Origin of the sequence: Gracilibacillus timonensis (genome assembly GCF_900086715.1) — a bacterium.
GTDB lineage: Bacteria > Bacillota > Bacilli > Bacillales > Amphibacillaceae > Gracilibacillus > Gracilibacillus timonensis.
Window position 1 is genome coordinate 553,658 of record NZ_FLKH01000010.1, and the last position, 18,936, is coordinate 572,593.

The following is an 18,936-nucleotide window of genomic DNA, read 5'->3' on the forward strand; positions in this document are numbered from 1 at the left end:
CCTACAGGTTTACTATGTGCGTGAGCATCCCATCTTATTCATGCCATTCTGCTAATTCTATTGCTCGTTTTTCTAATAAAGATTTTCTTGCTGCCAAGGCAACGGCAAAGCTATGCCAGCCATCCTCATAGGAGGACAAGATTTTCGAACGATCACCGGTAGCTACTGCATGTAAAAAAGCCTCACTTTCCCTGCGATACGGATTTTGTTTGGTGAGATATTTTTCTAATTTATTTGACGTTCGCTTTTCCAAATGACCTGTTTGCCAATCGATAATCCCTTGGTCGGTATATGCCTTCACCCCTACTTCGCCTACACCATCTGGCAACACCGCCGTATTACTTATTTGAACGATTACTCCATTTTCCATCGTTAATGTAAATAAGCCCACATCAGCCACCGTAACCGATGCATCCTTTTCTTTTGTGACCGCATTAGCCTCTTGGGCATAAATCGATTTCACCTCACCAAACAAGAAGCGAATCAAGTCTACAATATGTGTCGTCTGTTCATTGAATTGTCCACCTGATTGCGCTTGGTTCTTCCACCAGTATACATCAGGCATGGAGCCCATCCATTTACCGGTAACCGTACCCACCTGTACACCGGGGAGCATATCTCGGAATAATTGGATCGTATCCATATAACGAAAATGATAGCCTACCGAGGTGAGATGATTCGTTTCCTTAACCCTGTCTCTTACCTTCCTTACTTGCGCCTCTTCCACTCCCAAAGGCTTTTCCACTAAAAAGGGAATACCGTGGTCAATCAGTAATTCTTCATAATTTTCGTGCCCCATCGGCGGTACACAGATATACACAGCATCCAGTTGCTCCTGTGCAATCATCGACTCCAGTGTGGCATAACCAGTCGTATCATCATATCGAGCAGCGAAATTAGCTGCCTTTTCCTCAGAAGAACCGACAAAACCGACAACTTTTACATTTTCAAACTCCTTCAAAAAAGAAATATGATGTCTCGTAAATCCACCTGTACCAACAAAACCAACTCTAATCATCGCATTTCACTCCCCTTTACTTATGATATACGTTACACAAATCCTACACTAAAGCGATTACAAAGACAAGTTTTCTCGTCGACAAGCGCTACGAGAAAATCTGCTTATTCTTCCATTTCCCGAATCGATAATAAAGAAACGCCAATAAGCTGCTAATCACAAAACTCATACCAATCCCATAGGCAATCCCTGTTTCCCCTAACCACTCGGACATCAGATAAGAAAGTGGATAACGCAAGATCCAGAAGGATAACAGATTCAAAATCATCACTTGGTACATGGCGCCAGAAGCCCTTACAATACCATTCAAGACAAAATTCACGCCAAGGAATGGATAAAAGAAGGCAATCACCATTAAATAATGAGTACCGAATTGTACGGCTCCTATTTCTTGAATAAACATGCGAATGGCCTGGTCTGCAAATAGCACCAATAAACCGGCAAACACCAGCATAATCACTGTATTATAAGCCACTCCCAATAAGGCGATCTTCCTTACACGATCCCATTTTCCCACACCGATATTCTGACCAGCCATACTGTTGACCGTCGCCCCTAAGGCTTGAGCAGGAAGCAAGATCACACTGTCTAAACGTTGCGCCGCGCTATAACCAGCAACAGCCGCTTCACCATGTGAGGTGACCACACTCATAATGGCAGCTGCCCCTGCCGAAATAATCGCCATTTGTAAACCAGATGGGATACCTAAATTCAGAATAAGCTTCACTTCTGTCCAAGCAGGTAAGTGCGGTCGCTGCCATTCGATCAGCTGGTGTCTTATCACATACCATCCACCATAGATCATCGAAAAACCTTGTGACATAATCGTAGCCACCGCTGCCCCTTGCACTCCCCAATCAAAACCAGCAATAAAAAGTGGATCTAGCACAATATTTAATAGCACCGCCAGACCAACGATGCGCAGCGGTGTCTTACTGTCACCCACCGCTCGTAACACTGTACTAATAAAATTGTAACCAACCAAAAACAAAATACCGACTGCATTGATCTGTAAATAAGTAGTTGAATCATCCAGCATGGCACTTGGTGTGCCTAAAAGCTGTAAAATAGGTTCAGCAAAAATAACACCTACTAATCCCATCAATACACCAATGCAGGTTAAGGTTACGACAAAGGCATTGATATACCTAGCCACTCCTGCTTCATTACCCTTTCCTTTTTGCTGGGAAAGAATCGTCAAGGTTGAATTATTAATACCAATCACAAAGGAAAGCACGGTAAAAATGACTACTCCAGCTATATTAACCGCACCTAGGGCATTTGCGCCGATTAAATTGCCAATCCATAAGCTGTCTACTAACTGATAAGAAACCTGCAGCAGCTGGGCTAATATAATCGGTCCCGAAAAATAAATCAAAGCTCCCATAAGATTTCCTTGTGTAAAATCCCGCTGCTTACTCAAACAATTCCCCTCCTGTTTATACAACCTGAGCCTAAGCAATAGACACCATTAGCTGAAATATGTTATGCTCCTCTGCCAGAAGAATTTTTCAGTTGATCCATTTATTTATATCAGATTTATCGTTTTCAGTTATGTTCACTATGTCATTACATGAACCGTCACATATAGTAATAATGGATCTTTTCTGCATAACAATTTCCAGTATACAATAAACCCCAGCACTTGCTACACACTTTTGCTCGGTGTTGCAAAAACAGCCTAGAAGACCCTTTACCAGATCTCCATCCCGTGATTTTTTACTTTCTTCTTTTTTTCACAGAATCTTAATCTCCTGGTAATACCATATACACAATTTTAGGGTATATTTAGTAATATGAGGGGTATAACATTTATCAAAGAAGGAAATACTTTTCTTAGAGAAGCAAAATAAACAGTAATATAAACCGTCGTTTCCACATACAATGATTATTTATGAGACAAAACAGGAGGTGAATGCAGTGGCTTTTTTGCGAGAAGCAGTAGAAATGCAGAAACTGTACCTGATTGAACAATTAATGGCAAATGGTATTGTTGAACAAAATAACAACGATTTGTATCACAAATCCATTAGTGAGATTGTACATGACTATGAACGATTTTGTTTAGAGTTCGATAAGGACCTTACACTCAAACTCTTGCGATATGACCCCAGTCAAAAAGACGAGAAGCTTAGTTTCCAATAAGCTTCTCGTCTTTTCTTATAAGCAAGGAAAGCATAATACTTAGTATAATAGGACTTGGAATGATTTTGACCTTGAACGAATGGTGGTTGGATTATGTTAAGTAGTCCACTTTTGTAGGCAGTTGACTTTGACTGTTTTTTTGTGCTGGGCAAGCCGCTCCGGGAATATGCTACGCTAGGTAAAAGTACAACAATGCTTATCACTGTAAAGGAGGAAGCGTTCTACGTACATAGACGGTATGGTAACAAAAGAAGAAAATCGTCTACTGATTTTTTTGGCTGTGTCATGGATCATGCTACAAAATGGTTCTTTCATTTATAAAAGTCATAATGTATGACCGAATCATTCTCTGAACAAGTTTATCTAGCATGATGATGGTGCCTAGAATTCTACATCCTCGCAGTCATTCGATTGTAGTGCCACTATCCAGCGGAGGAAATAGGCGGAGAATCCTGTAAGAAAAGAGGAAAGTGGAACCTATTTTCGAAGCGCCATCTAGCACAGACAAACAATCAACTTTACTATATGAATTAGATGGACTCGTTACTTAACATAATCCAACTTATCGGCAGTTCAGTGACTTCTTTGAATGGTCTATAGAACTGGGCGTTTTGTTATTTATGGATATTTTCTTTTTACCTGTCCTTTTGAATACCAAAACGCGCATTTATTTCTCCTCTGAGCAGCGCCTTCCTTTCTTGTTTTTTCTTGGCCCGGATCATATCCTGACGAATTTCGAAGGTCTGCACACCCTCTTCGCGTTTATTGGCAATATCAATCAATAATTCCACATCTGCAAACGAGTATTTACGGTTTCCTTTTGGCGAACGCTCGGGGAATACTAGCTTCCTTTCCTCATAGTAACGGATTTGTCTTTCCGATAAACCCGTTAACTCACTCACAATCCCTATTGTTATTACCTTTCGATGTTTATATGAAGGACTTTCAGCCATTACTAGCACCACCTGATATCATGAAATGTTAGGTAACTTTCCATACATTATATAACACCTCTGCTTATATTCCTAATTATATGTCAAGTTTCCTTACATTATTTCTATAGGTAGCTTTCCAATCATTATTTCGTTAATATTATTAGTATAAGGAGGATTTATAATCATGAAGATGTCAATCACGAAACCAGCAGCAAAATGGTTTATTAGAGAATTAAACCTAGAAGAAGGAGAAGCCGTGCGTTTCTTTGCCCGTTATGGTGGGTTTGGTGGTGTCCATAAAGGTTTTTCGCTTGCCCTTGATAAGGCGAGCCCGCATAATATTGGAGCAGAAATAACGGAGGAAGGTATCTTATTCTTCGTGGAGGATTCCGATCTCTGGTATTTTGATCAGATGGATTTCCATATCAAATACTCACGAAAATTCGATGAGATCGAATATGTTATCGAGTAAACATTCAAAACGTGAGATGCCGTTAGATAATGCGTTGTCCTTGTCACTAACGGCATCCCAAGTCTTTTAACGTGCTTAATAATTTGTTCTGTTTTTATTGATATACGTGAGTACGGCACCAACAACACTCAAAGAAAGTACAAACCATAACAATATTAGGGGCAGATACTCTAGTGGGATGATGTCAAAACTATTCACCATCGGAGTTAACAAGATAATGCTTAACGTAAATAAGAGCTACCAATGATTAGGCAGCTCTTATGTCTTGCTCACTCACTAAGAAAACACGCCCTTTAGAAAGCATGTTTTCTTTAGCTATTATCCCTGATATTGCTCCACAAATCGTTTCATACGTCCCATTGCTTCGCGTAATTGTTTGATAGAAGCAGCATAGGAACAACGAATATGACCTTCACCACTCTCTCCAAATACATGCCCTGGGACCACGGCTACACGTTGTTCTTCCAAGAGTTTTTGGGCAAATTCTTCAGAATGCAGTCCCGTCGATTTAATCGATGGGAAGACATAGAATGCTCCTCCCGGCAAATGGCAATCAAGCCCCATTTCATTCAATTCTTTTACTACGAAATTACGACGCTGGCGATAACTTTCCCGCATTTCCAATACACTATCGTTTCCGCTTCGCAGCGCTTCAAGAGCACCATATTGTGACATCGTTGGCGCTGACATGATCGTATACTGATGAATTTTCGTCATCGCAGCAATCAAATCAGCAGGTGCCGCTACATAACCTAGCCGCCAGCCCGTCATCGCAAATGATTTGGAAAAACCTGAGATAACAATCGAATGTGCTTCCATTCCATCTACAGATGCAATACTGGCCGCCTGCTCATCATAGGATAATTCCGCATAAATTTCATCAGATAACACCATGATGTTATGTTCCTTTACAACTCCTGCAATGCCTTGTAACTCCTCTTTGCTTAAAACGGCACCTGTAGGATTATTAGGACTACAGAGAATAACCGCCTTTGTTTGCGGTGTAATAGCCGCTTCGATCTGCTCTGGAGTAACCTTGAATTCATTTTCCGGTAAGGCACTAACCGTAATCGGCACGCCGCCAGCTAAGGATACAGCTGGGCCATACGATACAAAGCATGGTTCGACGACAATCACTTCTTCACCTGGGTTTAAAATAGCCCGCAAGGCCAAATCAATCGCCTGGCTTGCCCCAACCGTCACCAAAAGCTGGTTCTCTGGATCATACTGGATAGAAAAGGTCTCCTGCAGATACTTGCTGATCTCTTCTCTTAATTCAATTAACCCAGCATTTGCGGTGTAAGCAGTGTATCCTTGTTCTAAAGAATGATAACTTGCCTCAATCACATTCCAAGGTGTGACAAAATCTGGTTCCCCTACCCCTAAAGAAATCACATTCTCCATTTTCGAAGCAAGGTCAAAGAATTTACGAATACCTGATGGCTTTAACGACTCCACATGATCGGCTAAAAATTGGGAACTCATGGGCTCACCATGATTCGTTTATCCGTATCTTCCCCATCATCGAAAATAATTCCATCATGTTTATATTTCTTCAAAATAAAATGAGTGGTAGTGGATAATACCGTATCTAGGGTGGATAATTTATCAGAAACAAACCGGCTCACTTCCATCATTGTTTTCCCTTCAACGGAGACGCTTAAATCATAAGCACCTGACATCAAGTACACAGCCTTCACTTCAGGGAAACGATAAATACGCGAGGCAATTTTATCAAAACCCAACCCGCGCACTGGCGTGACCTTCACATCAATCAAGGCAGCCACTCCTTCGTCATCATAAACGTTAGACCAATCAACAAGGGTAGAGTATCCTACAATCACGTTTTCTTTTTCTAATCGCTCAATTATCTCCTCCACTTCGGAAACTTCGATATCAAGCATTTTACTGATCGTATCATTATCAATTCGTCCATTTTTCTCTAATAACTTCAATAACTCAATCTCTTTTTCTTTCAATTTACTCACCTTCTTTAGCTGATGTGTATACCTTAAATACAACGATTAAAAACTTTACTTGCTAATATTCAATAATACTACAATTTGTCAATAATTTAAACCACTATTATTCACGCCTTCTAACGAAAAGAGGGAAATAATTATGTTGATTCATCCGACAGATAAGTGGCTAAGGGAATGGCTAGATCAACGCCAAACCTCCAATCAGGTGTCTTCATCATCCAAAAATACAATAGGTAACAAGCTATCACCTTACTTTTCTTCTTTCTCCGCTTCCTCTATCCAGTCTCATTTACTACAGCATGGCATGTTCGATCCAGATACAGAGGAAAAACAAATAGAAGAATGGTTATCACAGCCTTTTCACCGCAAAGCAGGAAAGGCACTTAAAAAATGTCAAGAGATGTGGAATGGCCCTGATACCAATGTATTTATTCTGCCATCCAATGAAAATATCCCAGAGTTCAAACGATGGTACAACAGCAATGCTGGCTTAAGCTTTCCTGATAAGCTGTTATTATTCTTACAAAAAAGGGCCACCAACACAGAAATACTGGCTCTCGTCATTCATGAATATAGCCACATCTGCCGCTTACACCATTTTTCAAAACCTGAAAATGAATACACGGTATTGGACGCTATTATGCTGGAAGGAACTGCCGAATGGCTTGTTCGGAAACACGTAGGTGAGGAGGCGGGAAACAAGCGGATTAACTGGCTATCCGACACAGAACTACAACAGCTCTGGGAACGCTGGGTGACACCATACATTTCCATTACTAGAGATCATCCACGACATGACACCATTATGTATGGGGCACCAGGAACACCTAAAAACATTGGCTACCTGATTGGGTTTAATATCGTTGCTCGTTTTATGAAGCAAAAGAAGTTATCTGGTCAAGCATTATTAAAAATGAAAAAGGAAGACATCTTGTCTGCCGCCCAGCTAAAATAGGCCATCTTGCTATTATGACCTTACTCAGCACAAATGACTAAGCAGATCTTTTTCTATGCACATATACTTATATAGCAAGACTTCTATTGTTAATGAAAGGAGTTATCTAACATGTCTCATTATGACTTCTGTAAAAGAAATATCGGAAGCCCAGTCAAGATAGTCACACGTAACGGTGAGATACATCGAGGGGTTATCAGGCATGTCAACCAATCGCAGGTATTTATTGACTCTCGAAGAAGACCATCAGGCATAGGTGGTTATGGTATAGGATTTTTCGGACCCTATTCAGGCGGCTATGGCAGCGGGTTAGGTTTGGGCATTGCACTTGGGGCGATTGCTTCGATAGCCTTCTTGCCATTTTTCTTCTGGTAGTACGTTTGAGAGAACATCCCCTTCCCAAAAGTAATGACAGTCGTCTCTTTCGTTCAAAGAAACGACTGTCATTACACTTTTATTCTTCAAATGTATCCTTATCTACATAACCATCATTATCCATCATGATTTTTAAGGCTGTTTGGTAATCTTCCTCATCTACTTCGCACTCCACCGTATGATCTCTCTGTGTATCATCTCTTTCCTGGCCTTCACTAGATCGGGCAAATATAGGGAAAATACCTCCACCACTTGATCCTGCACTAGAAGCTCCCATCCCTCCAGCGGAACCACCACCATATCCCAGTGGACTTAAAAAAAGTGTTTGATGGGCATCTTCCAACTTATCTACTCGAATATCATTTACCTTAAGTCTGTTTAATTCTGCTTTCACTCTCTCTGCATCATTTTCTGTTTTAAAAAATGCTTGAATTGGTTTATACATCACTTCTCACCCTCCTTACAAAGGATTTATTTAACTCTAATGTACCCGATTTCAAAAAAAATAAACTTTATCTATTTTTTTCTGCTGTTTCTAGTAAAATAGGGGTATAAAGAGGAGGAGGAGACGATGAAATCATTTACCAAACTCGAAAAAAGCTGGATGTTTTATGATTGGGGGAGTTCTGCATTCTCTGTCATTATTACGACTGCCATCTTTCCCATTTATTATAAGGCACAGGCTACAGAAGCTGGGATAGCCGGGGCTGACTCCACCGCTTACCTCGGCTATACGATTGCCATTTTCACCTTTATCTTGGCATTACTCGGCCCTATCTTAGGGACAATCGCTGATTACCAAGGATTAAAGAAGAAATTTTTTATCAGCTTTATGGGATTGGGACTCTTTTCTACTTTTGCCCTTGTCTTTGTACCAGAAGGAGAATGGCTGTTACTACTCGTCTTCTACACATTGGCTTCTCTAGGCTCAACGGGTTCCAACTTGTTTTATGACGCCTTTCTTGTTGATGTAGCCAGTAATGACCGTATGAACGAGGTATCTTCCAGAGGCTTTGGGCTAGGTTATATCGGGAGTGCTATCCCTTTTGTATTAGGTATTTCCGTTATCCTATTGTCACAACAGGAAATCCTCTCCATCAGCAGTACAACAGCTAGTAAAATTGCCTTTCTGATTACGTGTTTATGGTGGGGAATCTTTGCTATACCGATGCTTCGTCATGTCAAACAGGTTCATTATATTGCGCGCGATCCAAAACCCATTCGCCAAAGCTTTCAACGTTTATGGTATACCATTAAACATATCAAACAGTATAAATATGTAAGCATTTTTCTACTCGCCTATTTCTTTTATATCGATGGGGTTGGAACGATTATTTCCATGTCTACCGCCTACGGTACCGACGTCGGATTAAGCTCCACTGTACTCTTAGTAGTTTTGCTGGTCACCCAGGTCGTGGCCGCTCCTTTTGCTGTGCTCTATGGAAAATTAGCGGAACGTTATTCAGCAAAAGCGATGTTAAATATCGGGATTGTCGTTTATATGCTGGTCTGCATCTATGGCTATTTTCTGGAAACAGCCCTTGATTTTTGGATTCTTGCCATGATGGTCGCTTCTTCTCAAGGAGGGATACAAGCACTAAGCAGATCCTATTTTGCCAAATTGATACCTAAACAGAAATCCAATGAATTCTTTGGTTTTTATAATATTTTTGGAAAGTTTGCTTCGGTTAGTGGCCCACTTCTTTTAGCTGTCACTGCACAAATTACAGGGCAATCTAACGCAGGGATCCTGAGCTTGCTCGTATTATTTATCGTAGGTATCGTGATTCTTCGTTATGTTCCCTCTGACAAACAGCTGCCAGAAACCTCATAACCTATCTCGATTATAGATCAATAGTATCTAATATAAGCATTGTTACGATCAATTAAATGCTTTACCATTAAAAATAGCGGGTTATTTTCAGAAATTTATATTTTTTGTGTCACGTATAGGCTATACCTAAAATAATACTACAAGGGGAGAAAAATGACAATATGACAAACCAAACAGCGAAACAATATGTAGACAATGTATTTGAAATAGTCAAACAACGTAATCCCGGCGAAAATGAATTTCATCAAGCCGTAAAAGAAATTTTCGACTCATTAGTACCGGTATTTGAACAAGATCCCATTTATATGGAACAAAATATCCTGGCAAGAATCGTAGAGCCAGAAAGAATGGTTTCCTTCCGTGTTCCTTGGGTAGATGATCAAGGAAACGTCCAAGTGAATCGTGGTTTCCGTGTGCAATTCAATAGTGCCATCGGTCCTTACAAAGGTGGTCTGCGTTTCCATCCATCTGTTAATGCCAGCATTATCAAATTTTTAGGATTCGAACAGATTTTCAAAAACTCACTTACAGGACAGCCGATTGGCGGCGGTAAAGGTGGTTCTGACTTTGATCCGAAAGAGAAATCAGATAATGAAATTATGCGATTTTGTCAAAGTTTTATGAGCGAGCTTTCTAAACATATCGGCCCTGACACCGACGTTCCTGCCGGAGATATCGGTGTAGGTGGACGTGAGGTAGGCTACTTATTTGGTCAATACAAGAAAATGCGCGGCGGTTATCAGGCTGGTATTTTAACTGGAAAAGGCGTTGACTTTGGCGGCAGTTTAGCTCGTACAGAAGCAACAGGTTACGGCACCGTATACTTTGTCAACGAAATGCTAAAAGCGGATAATGACAGCTTTTCAGATAAAACAGTTGTAGTCTCTGGTTCCGGCAACGTGTCTATCTATGCAATGGCCAAGGCTGCTGAACTTGGAGCAAAAGTGGTTGCCTGCAGTGATTCCAATGGCTATATCTATGATGAAAAAGGCATCAACATAGAAACCGTGAAGCGATTAAAAGAAGTGGAGCGTAAACGTATCAAGGAATATCTCAATGAACATCCTCATGCAGAATACAAAGAAGACTTTGGCGGCATTTGGAATATCCCTTGTGATATTGCCTTACCATGTGCCACCCAAAATGAGATTGACACAGACGCCGCTAAGACATTAGTAGCAAATGGCGTAAAAGCCGTTGGTGAGGGGGCTAACATGCCTTCTACCCTAGAAGCGATTGATGTCTTCTTAGAAAACAGCGTCCTATTCGGTCCAGCCAAGGCAGCTAATGCAGGTGGTGTCGCCGTTTCTGCGTTAGAAATGGCACAAAACAGCGCCCGTCTTTCTTGGACTTTTGAGGAAGTGGACACAAAATTACAAGAAATCATGACGGATATCTACAAAAACAGTGCTGAAGCAGCAGAGACATATGGTCATACAGGAAACCTCGTAGTAGGTGCCAATATTGCTGGCTTCCGCAAAGTAGCTGACGCTATGGTTGCTCAAGGGGTCATTTAATCTAATGTAAAGGTAAAGAACACCAAAATGGATTTGGTGTTCTTTTTATGCTAAAAAAATGATGTGAAGCAGCTACTTTTATAAGTGATGAGTTTGACTGTTATTTTGCGTTTAATAAGCACTGCGGAAATAGTTGGACCAGCTACCTTATCATCATTCATCCTTTCGGCAACGCCCTATCCAGCTTTGTTTTGATAATGGGCCAGGCGGACTTTCTTCACACTTTATCTTCTCTCCATCAAGTTGATCCCAACCCCCATAAACAAAGCACTCATTAACAATAAAATCGCCAAAGGCTGTGTAACATCCCACAAGTGCTCTCCATACATGGCAACACCCTTGAGCGCCTCCATCGCATGCTTCACAGGAATCAACTCGGCAATAACCAGCACGATGTGATTGTTAACTACTTCTAATGGCCAATAAGCTCCACCAAGCATTGCCATACTAACAGCCACAACGGGGACTACCGCACCTAATTGTGAAGACTTTTGTACAAGTCCAATCAGCAGCATACCTAATGACACAATCGCCAAGGTATAACAAGCTGCAATCAACAGTACAGCTGGCCAGGACGTACCAATTGTAAAATCAAAGACAAATTCAAACATCAGAAACACTGAGCAAATTTGCAGGTAACCGATGATAAACGCAAAGCTTAAATGACCTAAATATAATTGCCATTTACGCACAGGAGATAGAATCAGGCGATCCCAGCTACCGCGCTGTTTTTCCTCTGCCACTTCGCCTAGGCTAAAGACGATCGTATAAATGGCAAAGAAAAGGGTCATCCCAAATAACACGTGCAATTGATTATTCAAAGACAAACCTGGTTGTCCCTCTGTCTCACTGATCACCTCTATTGGTGGGTTCTCCAGTTCAACAGCAAACGCCTCTTGGTCTGCTTCATCTGGCAGCTGATCCATTAGTAATTTCTCTTGATAGATCGTGCGCAAATGATTGTCTACTAAGCTCTGCAACTCATTTTCTGCACTAACCAGGAAGGTATAATGATTCTCAGCTAATTGAACACCAAAGGCCACATCCCCCAATGCAACCTCTTCTTTCATATTGGTCCACTCGTCTAAATAAAAATCAAATCCCTCTAGCGTCTGCACTTCCTCCATTAATGTCTCTCGGGTGGAGTCGTCAACTTCTTCACTGAAATAAACGGGTATGGATGACTGCGTATCTCCTGTATTTGAGCCCCCGATAAAAAAGATGAAGAAAGCGGTCATCGCAATCATAGCAAGCACCATAAAAGGACGTCGCCTTAAACGCTGCCATTGCAATAAAAAGATATCTATCATGCCTGCACCCTCCTTTTCGGAAAGATCATAACGCTGACGAGGAAGATAATGAGAGCAAATAAACATAACCTTCCTAAATAAGGGACTATTTCATCCATTGGCAACCCTTGATTCGTTAGCATAAACGCCTTCATCGCAGCACCATTTGGTGTCCAACTCCCTATCATCTTCACAAAATCGGGTAAACCAGCCGTTGGAAAGAAGCTCCCCCCTAACATAGCCAAGATCGTTACTACACCGATAGAAAATATGTCTTGTAACGACTGTGCCTCAAATCGGACTGTTAAGGCAATCATCAGACTGCCTAGCGCGCCTACTGTTAAGGCATACAATAATAAGATCAACACCATTTTCATTATAATATCTCCCTCATATGGTCGAAATGCTTGGAGACCCAGGGATGATAGCGAAATAATTAAACTGACCTGGACAAACGCCATCACGATCATTGCCATTACCTTTCCCATCAAATAAGATAAAGGATGTTGTCCGGTTAGTAAAATCCGATTAATTACCTTTTCTTCCAACTCATTTTTACTCTTTGCTGACATGGTTGAAGCAACAAAAAAACCAAACATTACAGCCATCCCAATCGCATAGTATTCCATAGAGGATATCGGATCCCGTTCTGTCACCGTCTCTTGTCTGCTCACCTCTTCCATGGTCAACTCAGGCTCTTCTCCCATCGCAACGTTAGCGTAAGACGATTGCAAATTCATCGTATGCGTAAATTGTTCCAGCATATTTTGAAAAATATCACCCGACAACTGACTTTCGGCTGCCTTCGTAATAGAAAGGGTGGTTTGAACCGATTCGCCTAATATCATATTGCGTAAGTTATCATAGCTGAATGCCTCAGGGATAGTCAAAACCGCTTCCACCTCGCCCTCTTCCAGGGCACGGACTGCTTCTTCCTCTGTCATAGCTTTTATCGTCAATACATCACTTAAATCCTCTTCCAATGTTTGTTGCAAAATCGACTTCGGTGCAATGGTTTTCGCTATTTCACCTAGTTCCTCGGGCAAAGATGCCGATTCGATGTCATGTTGAAATCGCTCCATACCTGCCGCTTCATCATCTTGATCTACCACAGCGACATTCAGTTCAATGGATGGATTATTCATTACTCCTCCTAAAGCAAACCCTAAAATCACAATTAACACAAACGGCATCGCTAATAACACAAGCAGTTCCGTGGGATCTCGCCACATTAACTTGACATCTTTCCAGAAAAAATCAAACATGTCTATCCCTCCTAGTCCCGCAGCTTGCGTCCTGTTAAATGAAGAAAAACGTCTTCTAATGAAGGTACTGCGATATTCACCCCATTAACAACGACTTGTTGTTCTTCTGCCATTCGGAAAATAGCTGCTAACGGCCTGCTATTTTTTGTAACAATTAAGGTAAGACCTTTCTCTGTTTTTGTTACCTTTAAAATAGGTTCATGTGCCTCTAACTGTTTGATGAATGGTTCGGATAACTGTTCCATCTCTAATTGAATGGTTTCCTCCGTTGCCAATATACTCACCAATTCCTGCTTAGAACCAGTAGCAATCACTTTGCCATGATCCATAATATAAATACGATCACAGAGTCGCTCTACCTCTTCCATGTAATGAGAGGTATAGAGCACCGTCATACCTCGCTCTTCTTTTAACTTTTTCACCATTTCCAGGATATAGCTTCTGGACTGAGGATCAATGCCAACAGTTGGCTCATCCATAATGATAATCTCCGGTTCATGTAGCAACGCAACTGCAATGTTAATCCGTCGCTGCATCCCGCCTGAGTAATTTTTCACTTGTTCTTTCTGCCGGCTGGCCAGACCAACTAATTCCAATACTTCTTGGGCACGCGTCTCTAGTTTTTTTCCGCGAATACCATAGATCTTCCCAAAGAATTTCACATTTTCATAGGCTGATAATTCCTTGTATAAGGCAATCTCTTGCGGTACGACGCCAAGTATCGGGCGGATAATGTTCGGTGACTTCAGTATATCTTCCCCATTCCACATCACCGTGCCCGATGTCGGTTTAAGCAAGGTCGAAATCATCGAAATCAATGTCGATTTACCAGCGCCGTTCGGACCAAGCAAACCTACTGATTCCCCTTCTTTCAAATAAAAATGGACATCATCCACCGCCGTATTTTTCTTATATACCTTACGCAATGAAGCAGTTTCTAACATCGCTGCGCCCTCCTTTTCTTAACCATTCTTTTTTTAGTATAAGCGAAAAAGGACAGTGCGAACACTGCCCTTCGTCATTACTTTTGGAAAAAACCATGACCTCCGTCATATTTTAAATAGAGTCGTTACCTATTCTGCCTATCGAACGCGAAATGCTTTTAGACATATCCTTGATGAATTGCATAAATCGCCAGCTGCGTCCGATCACGCAGATCTAATTTATCAAGTAACTGACTAATATGATTCTTCACTGTGCCCACAGAAAGTGCCAGTGTATCAGCGATTTCTTTATTGCTTTTGCCTTCGCCCAGCAAACACAAAATGTCGGCTTCACGCTTGGTTAAATGAATGAAATCCTTCTGTTGTTTCGGTTTTTTCTTTTCCAGCAAGTGAGGGACTACCTTGCTTGCTACATCACCTGGTAATTGCAGGCCTCCTGCCAGACAGCCTTTAATCGATTGAATCAACTGATGCGCTTCGGCATCTTTCAACAAATAACCACTCACACCAATCTGCAAGGCCTCGATCGCATACTCTTCATCATTAAATGTCGTCAACATTAACACTTTTGTTGCTGGAAAACGTCGCAGCATTTCCTTGGCCGCTTGTAAGCCATCCATCTCCGGCATACGAATATCTAATAGGGCTACGTCAAAATGGGCGGACTCCCGTAGTTGAAGGGCCTCTTTACCATTTCGCGCTTCCCCTTTTACATGAAAACTGGATTCTGTCTCCAGCATTAATTGGATCCCTTGTCGTACAATTGCTTGATCCTCGGCAATCAGAATATCCGTCATGCTGTATCCTCCTTTAGTGGAAACGATCCTCTAACAATAAATTGCTGCTGATAGGTTTGCACCTCTAAATAGCCACTCAACTGAACTAATCGCTCGCGCATCGACTGCAAGCCAAACCCTTCTTTTACCTCCATTTGTTGTTCGATGGGATTACTCACTTCAAAGCGAAAATGTGTCTGTCCAGGGGCTTCTAGCACGATCATCGCTTCCTTTCCCGGACTATGGCGCATCACATTCGTCATTGCCTCTTGAATAGCCCGGTAGGTGATGCTCGCTTGCTCCGGCGTTAATAGAACAGATAATGCATTTTTTCTCAATGAAAACTGAATAGACATATATTGCTCCGCCTCTAATTTACGAATCAAATGAATAATGGCAGCGAGACCTGTAGTGTTATCCTCCCGCAATGCCCTGACCGCTCTTCTTGTTTCTGATAAACTTTCCTGGGCCAGGCTTTTTAGATCACCCATCTCCTTACTATCACCCTGCATACGCAAGATTTCAATCTTCATTAATAAGTTCGTTAAGGTATGCCCCACCCGATCATGGATTTCTCTGCCTATCGACACACGTTCTTCTTGGCGGGCATGCTGATCTCGCGTCACCGATTCACGTTTGATACTGCGGTACCGTTGTAATAAAGCTTGATATCTCACTTCTATATCTTCCAATCGCGTGCTGTTACGACGATAATAATAGGTACCCAAATAAGCAGATAGGACAATCAATAGGCATACAGGGATGGGCATAGAACCGATCGTCGTGACGATAAAGGATAATAGCAGCAAGCTAATCAGCAGATAAACCATCTTGGAACTTATCCGTTCAATAATAGCAATAAAGGTGTATGTATACATCATCAATGCGAATGGATTCATGACCGCTTCTCTGGGCCAGCCAGCACTAAAAGTAATAATAATAATTAAAAGCAACCATAGAAACGGATAGCTTTTTCTCGCAATAGAGGTAAAAAAGAAGGTAGCGAAAAAGATCGCAGCCATCAGTAACAAATAAGTTACATCCAACATCTGCAGCTGTATCTCATACCAAATAGCACCAGTCCAAGCAAACAGCCACAACCCTAACCAAATCCAGAAATGCATCCTTCTCCCCCCCTCTTCACTCCTACCTATAATATACCATATATCGCTGCTATTACGAAAAAACATCGGAACAGATCACTCGCTTCTCTACTATAAATCTTTTATACTTGATGAAAGCGTTTGATTTCATTCGTCAAACAAGGAGGATAAATAGATGAAATATCGTCGTTTAGGAAATACAGGATTGAAAGTAAGTGAGATTAGCTTAGGAAGCTGGCTTACCTATGGAGGATATGTTGAACAGCAACAGGCACAGAAAGCGATTGATACGGCATATGATCTAGGCATCAATTTTTTTGATACAGCCAATGTCTATATGCGTGGGGAGGCAGAGAAGATTGTTGGCAAGGCACTTCGTAACTATCCGCGACATTCTTATGTCCTAGCCACTAAGGTTTTCGGCAAAATGGGGGATGGTCCTAATGATCAAGGTCTTTCGCGCAAGCATATTATGGAACAATGTGAAGCCAGTCTAACTCGACTAGGACTTGATTATGTCGATATCTATTACTGTCATCGTTATCATGCAGATACGCCATTAGAAGAAACTTTACGTGCTTTAGATGATTTAGTCAGACAAGGTAAGGTGCTATACATCGGGGTAAGTGAATGGTCCGCCGCACAAATCGCCGAGGCAGTACATATTGCCGACAAGCGATTATTGGATCGCATTGTCGTCCATCAGCCCAATTACAGTATGCTTCACCGACAGATTGAGGATGAGATTATCCCTATTAGTGAAAAACATGGAATCGGCCAAGTAGTTTACTCACCATTAGCGCAAGGGGTGCTCACTGGCAAGTATAAAAAAGGGCAAGATATCCCTGCTGACAGTCGAGCAGCTCAAGACAATTTAGATTTATCCAAATTACTAACAGCTAAAAATCTGGACCGCGTCGAGGCGTTAAATAATGAAGCGGCCAATGAAGGGATCTCCTTGTCCCAGCTTGCCCTTGCCTGGATCCTGCGCCAATCCAATGTGTCTAGCGCATTAATTGGGGCGAGTAAGCCCGAACAAATCGAAGAAAATGTTCAAGCTTCCGGTGCCAAATTGTCACCAGAAACCATGGCCAAGGTGGAAGGGATTTTGAGTAATCCTTATCACTAATTCCGTTTAAAAGCCAATGTACTTCTTCATTGGCTTTTTTAATTGGTGGAGAGAACCATTTCACCATGCAACTAGCTGTAGACTTTCACCTACACTTTTATTATATATTACTGTTGAACTCTATCAGGGGATATGTTAGTCTGATCCCCATTAAACCAAGTGATACACTAGTCATTATGTATGAAATTAACATAAATCCGACAAAACCTATTGACATTAAGGGTTAATGTGTATAAGATATAGAATAACAATTATTACACTAATTTTCTTATCAAGAGAGGTGGAGGGGCAGGCCCAGCGAAACCTCGGCAACAGGTTAACCATATACACTGTGCCAATTCCTGCGGGACAGCATATATTTTAGTAATGGAACCCGAGAGATAAGAAGGAATGATAACAAGACTATCTACCTTCTTAATCGATCATGATTGAGAAGGTTTTTATTATATGAGGAGGAGTTTACATGATTACGTTTGATAACTTTCACGACAGTGATTTCCATCATGAAACTTACGACGATAATGATTCGACTAAAGGTGCTCAAAGTCTTTTAGAATGGGCGTACCAGACATATGATGATTCGCTTGTTTATGCCTGCAGCTTCGGTGCCGAAAGCATGGTTTTGATTGATCTTATTGCCCAAACGAAGCCTGATGCTAAACTCGCTTTTCTAGATACAGGACTGCATTTTCAAGAAACCTATGATTTGATTGAGGAAGTCAAACAGCGTTACCCATCGCTTCAGATCACCTTTAAAAAGCCAGAGTTAACGGTGGATGAGCAACGAGAGAAGCACGGAGCGGCCTTATGGTCCCGAAACCCTGATCAATGCTGTTATATCCGCAAAGTGAAGCCATTAGAAGAAGTACTAAGTGGTGCCACTGCTTGGATATCCGGTCTAAGAAGAGAGCAATCGCCTACAAGGGCGAACACGAATTACATCAACAAGGATGAACGGTTTCAATCCGTAAAAGTATGTCCTTTGATTCATTGGACTTGGGATGATGTTTGGGGATATATTGAAGAACATCAGCTACCCTATAATGCCTTGCATGATCAAAATTATCCGAGTATCGGTTGTATCCCTTGTACCTCACCAGTAACTGGCGAAGGCGATGAACGTTCAGGAAGATGGAGTAATTCTCAAAAGACGGAATGCGGCTTACACATCGCTCCATCGTCTTAATTTTTTTCGGC

Annotated in this window: 19 protein-coding genes and 1 riboswitch; of the genes, 8 read left to right on the plus strand and 11 right to left on the minus strand. The window is 41.5% G+C overall.

From position 1 onward, the window contains the following. Nucleotides 1–34: 34 nt before the first annotated feature. Together BN6556_RS06545 and BN6556_RS06550 are read right to left on the minus strand one after the other, a co-directional pair. Nucleotides 35–1,018, minus strand: a complete 984-nt coding sequence (locus tag BN6556_RS06545; protein WP_066188607.1) for a Gfo/Idh/MocA family protein — start codon at nucleotides 1,016–1,018, stop codon at nucleotides 35–37. Nucleotides 1,019–1,106: 88 nt separating this feature from the next. Further along, on the minus strand, nucleotides 1,107–2,441 hold the full coding sequence (locus BN6556_RS06550; protein ID WP_078059954.1) for an MATE family efflux transporter: 1,335 nt from the start codon (nucleotides 2,439–2,441) through the stop codon (nucleotides 1,107–1,109). A gap of 497 nt (nucleotides 2,442–2,938) precedes the next feature. On the opposite strand from BN6556_RS06550, the gene fbpA reads away from it, so the two are divergent. Then, nucleotides 2,939–3,163 carry a Fur-regulated basic protein FbpA gene (fbpA, locus tag BN6556_RS06555; protein WP_066188610.1) on the plus strand — a complete coding sequence of 75 codons (225 nt, stop codon included), beginning with the start codon at nucleotides 2,939–2,941 and terminating at the stop codon, nucleotides 3,161–3,163. A gap of 635 nt (nucleotides 3,164–3,798) precedes the next feature. Here the strand turns inward: fbpA and BN6556_RS06560 are convergent. Then, nucleotides 3,799–4,116, minus strand: a complete 318-nt coding sequence (locus BN6556_RS06560) for a MerR family transcriptional regulator (RefSeq protein ID WP_066188619.1) — start codon at nucleotides 4,114–4,116, stop codon at nucleotides 3,799–3,801. A gap of 166 nt (nucleotides 4,117–4,282) precedes the next feature. Here BN6556_RS06560 and BN6556_RS06565 point away from each other — a divergent pair, with 166 nt between their 5' ends. After that, a complete protein-coding gene (locus BN6556_RS06565) occupies nucleotides 4,283–4,570 on the plus strand; it encodes a HesB/YadR/YfhF family protein (protein WP_066188621.1) in 288 nt (95 codons plus the stop codon). 318 nt (nucleotides 4,571–4,888) lie between these two features. Here BN6556_RS06565 and BN6556_RS06570 read toward each other — a convergent pair whose 3' ends face one another. After that, nucleotides 4,889–6,055, minus strand: coding sequence for an aminotransferase (locus BN6556_RS06570; protein ID WP_066188624.1), 1,167 nt, complete (start codon nucleotides 6,053–6,055; stop codon nucleotides 4,889–4,891). Then, a complete protein-coding gene (locus BN6556_RS06575; RefSeq protein WP_187374473.1) occupies nucleotides 6,052–6,549 on the minus strand; it encodes an Lrp/AsnC family transcriptional regulator in 498 nt (165 codons plus the stop codon). Before BN6556_RS06575 ends, BN6556_RS06570 begins: the two co-directional genes overlap by 4 nt. A 142-nt stretch (nucleotides 6,550–6,691) precedes the next feature. Between BN6556_RS06575 and BN6556_RS06580 the strand changes: the two genes are divergently transcribed. Together BN6556_RS06580 and BN6556_RS06585 are read left to right on the plus strand one after the other, a co-directional pair. Then, nucleotides 6,692–7,507: a DUF2268 domain-containing protein gene (locus BN6556_RS06580; RefSeq protein WP_066188629.1), complete on the plus strand. Its 816-nt coding sequence runs from the start codon at nucleotides 6,692–6,694 to the stop codon at nucleotides 7,505–7,507. 111 nt (nucleotides 7,508–7,618) lie between these two features. Next, nucleotides 7,619–7,882 (plus strand): hypothetical protein, encoded by a 264-nt coding sequence (locus BN6556_RS06585; protein WP_066188631.1) that lies wholly within the window; start codon nucleotides 7,619–7,621, stop codon nucleotides 7,880–7,882. A 79-nt stretch (nucleotides 7,883–7,961) separates the two neighbouring features. Here BN6556_RS06585 and BN6556_RS06590 read toward each other — a convergent pair whose 3' ends face one another. Next, nucleotides 7,962–8,330, minus strand: a complete 369-nt coding sequence (locus BN6556_RS06590; RefSeq protein WP_130859412.1) for a hypothetical protein — start codon at nucleotides 8,328–8,330, stop codon at nucleotides 7,962–7,964. Between the two features lie 123 nt (nucleotides 8,331–8,453). On the opposite strand from BN6556_RS06590, the gene BN6556_RS06595 reads away from it, so the two are divergent. Both BN6556_RS06595 and gdhA read left to right on the plus strand, forming a co-directional pair. After that, nucleotides 8,454–9,716: an MFS transporter gene (locus BN6556_RS06595; protein WP_066188639.1), complete on the plus strand. Its 1,263-nt coding sequence runs from the start codon at nucleotides 8,454–8,456 to the stop codon at nucleotides 9,714–9,716. Between the two features lie 161 nt (nucleotides 9,717–9,877). After that, a complete protein-coding gene (gene gdhA, locus BN6556_RS06600; RefSeq protein WP_066188642.1) occupies nucleotides 9,878–11,233 on the plus strand; it encodes an NADP-specific glutamate dehydrogenase in 1,356 nt (451 codons plus the stop codon). Nucleotides 11,234–11,457: 224 nt separating this feature from the next. On the opposite strand, the gene BN6556_RS06605 is transcribed toward gdhA, so the two are convergent. The 5 genes from BN6556_RS06605 to BN6556_RS06625 form a co-directional block, all read right to left on the minus strand. Next, complete coding sequence (locus tag BN6556_RS06605; RefSeq protein ID WP_066188645.1) at nucleotides 11,458–12,543, minus strand: ABC transporter permease; 1,086 nt, start codon at nucleotides 12,541–12,543, stop codon at nucleotides 11,458–11,460. Beyond that, nucleotides 12,540–13,787 (minus strand): ABC transporter permease, encoded by a 1,248-nt coding sequence (locus tag BN6556_RS06610; protein WP_066188648.1) that lies wholly within the window; start codon nucleotides 13,785–13,787, stop codon nucleotides 12,540–12,542. Before BN6556_RS06610 ends, BN6556_RS06605 begins: the two co-directional genes overlap by 4 nt. An 11-nt stretch (nucleotides 13,788–13,798) precedes the next feature. Further along, a complete protein-coding gene (locus BN6556_RS06615) occupies nucleotides 13,799–14,731 on the minus strand; it encodes an ABC transporter ATP-binding protein (RefSeq protein WP_066188651.1) in 933 nt (310 codons plus the stop codon). Between the two features lie 158 nt (nucleotides 14,732–14,889). After that, nucleotides 14,890–15,528, minus strand: coding sequence for a response regulator transcription factor (locus BN6556_RS06620; protein ID WP_066188653.1), 639 nt, complete (start codon nucleotides 15,526–15,528; stop codon nucleotides 14,890–14,892). After that, on the minus strand, nucleotides 15,525–16,631 hold the full coding sequence (locus BN6556_RS06625) for a sensor histidine kinase (RefSeq protein ID WP_066188659.1): 1,107 nt from the start codon (nucleotides 16,629–16,631) through the stop codon (nucleotides 15,525–15,527). Before BN6556_RS06625 ends, BN6556_RS06620 begins: the two co-directional genes overlap by 4 nt. A gap of 154 nt (nucleotides 16,632–16,785) precedes the next feature. Here BN6556_RS06625 and BN6556_RS06630 point away from each other — a divergent pair, with 154 nt between their 5' ends. Both BN6556_RS06630 and BN6556_RS06635 read left to right on the plus strand, forming a co-directional pair. Further along, entirely contained in the window at nucleotides 16,786–17,739 is a 954-nt protein-coding gene (locus BN6556_RS06630) for an aldo/keto reductase family protein (protein ID WP_066188663.1), read from the plus strand. A gap of 265 nt (nucleotides 17,740–18,004) precedes the next feature. Next, nucleotides 18,005–18,126, plus strand: a riboswitch (SAM riboswitch). 76 nt (nucleotides 18,127–18,202) lie between these two features. Further along, nucleotides 18,203–18,925, plus strand: a complete 723-nt coding sequence (locus tag BN6556_RS06635) for a phosphoadenylyl-sulfate reductase (protein ID WP_066188668.1) — start codon at nucleotides 18,203–18,205, stop codon at nucleotides 18,923–18,925. The last annotated feature ends 11 nt before the right edge of the window (nucleotides 18,926–18,936 follow it).

Bases quoted from the DNA above. Each gene is read 5' to 3' on its own strand.
- BN6556_RS06545 (WP_066188607.1), bottom strand. From the start codon at position 1,018: ATGATTAGAGTTGGTTTTGTTGGTACAGGTGGATTTACGAGACATCAT.
- BN6556_RS06560 (WP_066188619.1), bottom strand. From the start codon at position 4,116: ATGGCTGAAAGTCCTTCATATAAACATCGAAAGGTAATAACAATAGGG.
- BN6556_RS06565 (WP_066188621.1), top strand. From the start codon at position 4,283: ATGAAGATGTCAATCACGAAACCAGCAGCAAAATGGTTTATTAGAGAA.
- BN6556_RS06570 (WP_066188624.1), bottom strand. From the start codon at position 6,055: ATGAGTTCCCAATTTTTAGCCGATCATGTGGAGTCGTTAAAGCCATCA.
- BN6556_RS06580 (WP_066188629.1), top strand. From the start codon at position 6,692: ATGTTGATTCATCCGACAGATAAGTGGCTAAGGGAATGGCTAGATCAA.
- BN6556_RS06585 (WP_066188631.1), top strand. From the start codon at position 7,619: ATGTCTCATTATGACTTCTGTAAAAGAAATATCGGAAGCCCAGTCAAG.
- BN6556_RS06595 (WP_066188639.1), top strand. From the start codon at position 8,454: ATGAAATCATTTACCAAACTCGAAAAAAGCTGGATGTTTTATGATTGG.
- gdhA (WP_066188642.1), top strand. From the start codon at position 9,878: ATGACAAACCAAACAGCGAAACAATATGTAGACAATGTATTTGAAATA.
- BN6556_RS06605 (WP_066188645.1), bottom strand. From the start codon at position 12,543: ATGATAGATATCTTTTTATTGCAATGGCAGCGTTTAAGGCGACGTCCT.
- BN6556_RS06610 (WP_066188648.1), bottom strand. From the start codon at position 13,787: ATGTTTGATTTTTTCTGGAAAGATGTCAAGTTAATGTGGCGAGATCCC.
- BN6556_RS06615 (WP_066188651.1), bottom strand. From the start codon at position 14,731: ATGTTAGAAACTGCTTCATTGCGTAAGGTATATAAGAAAAATACGGCG.
- BN6556_RS06620 (WP_066188653.1), bottom strand. From the start codon at position 15,528: ATGACGGATATTCTGATTGCCGAGGATCAAGCAATTGTACGACAAGGG.
- BN6556_RS06625 (WP_066188659.1), bottom strand. From the start codon at position 16,631: ATGCATTTCTGGATTTGGTTAGGGTTGTGGCTGTTTGCTTGGACTGGT.
- BN6556_RS06630 (WP_066188663.1), top strand. From the start codon at position 16,786: ATGAAATATCGTCGTTTAGGAAATACAGGATTGAAAGTAAGTGAGATT.
- BN6556_RS06635 (WP_066188668.1), top strand. From the start codon at position 18,203: ATGATTACGTTTGATAACTTTCACGACAGTGATTTCCATCATGAAACT.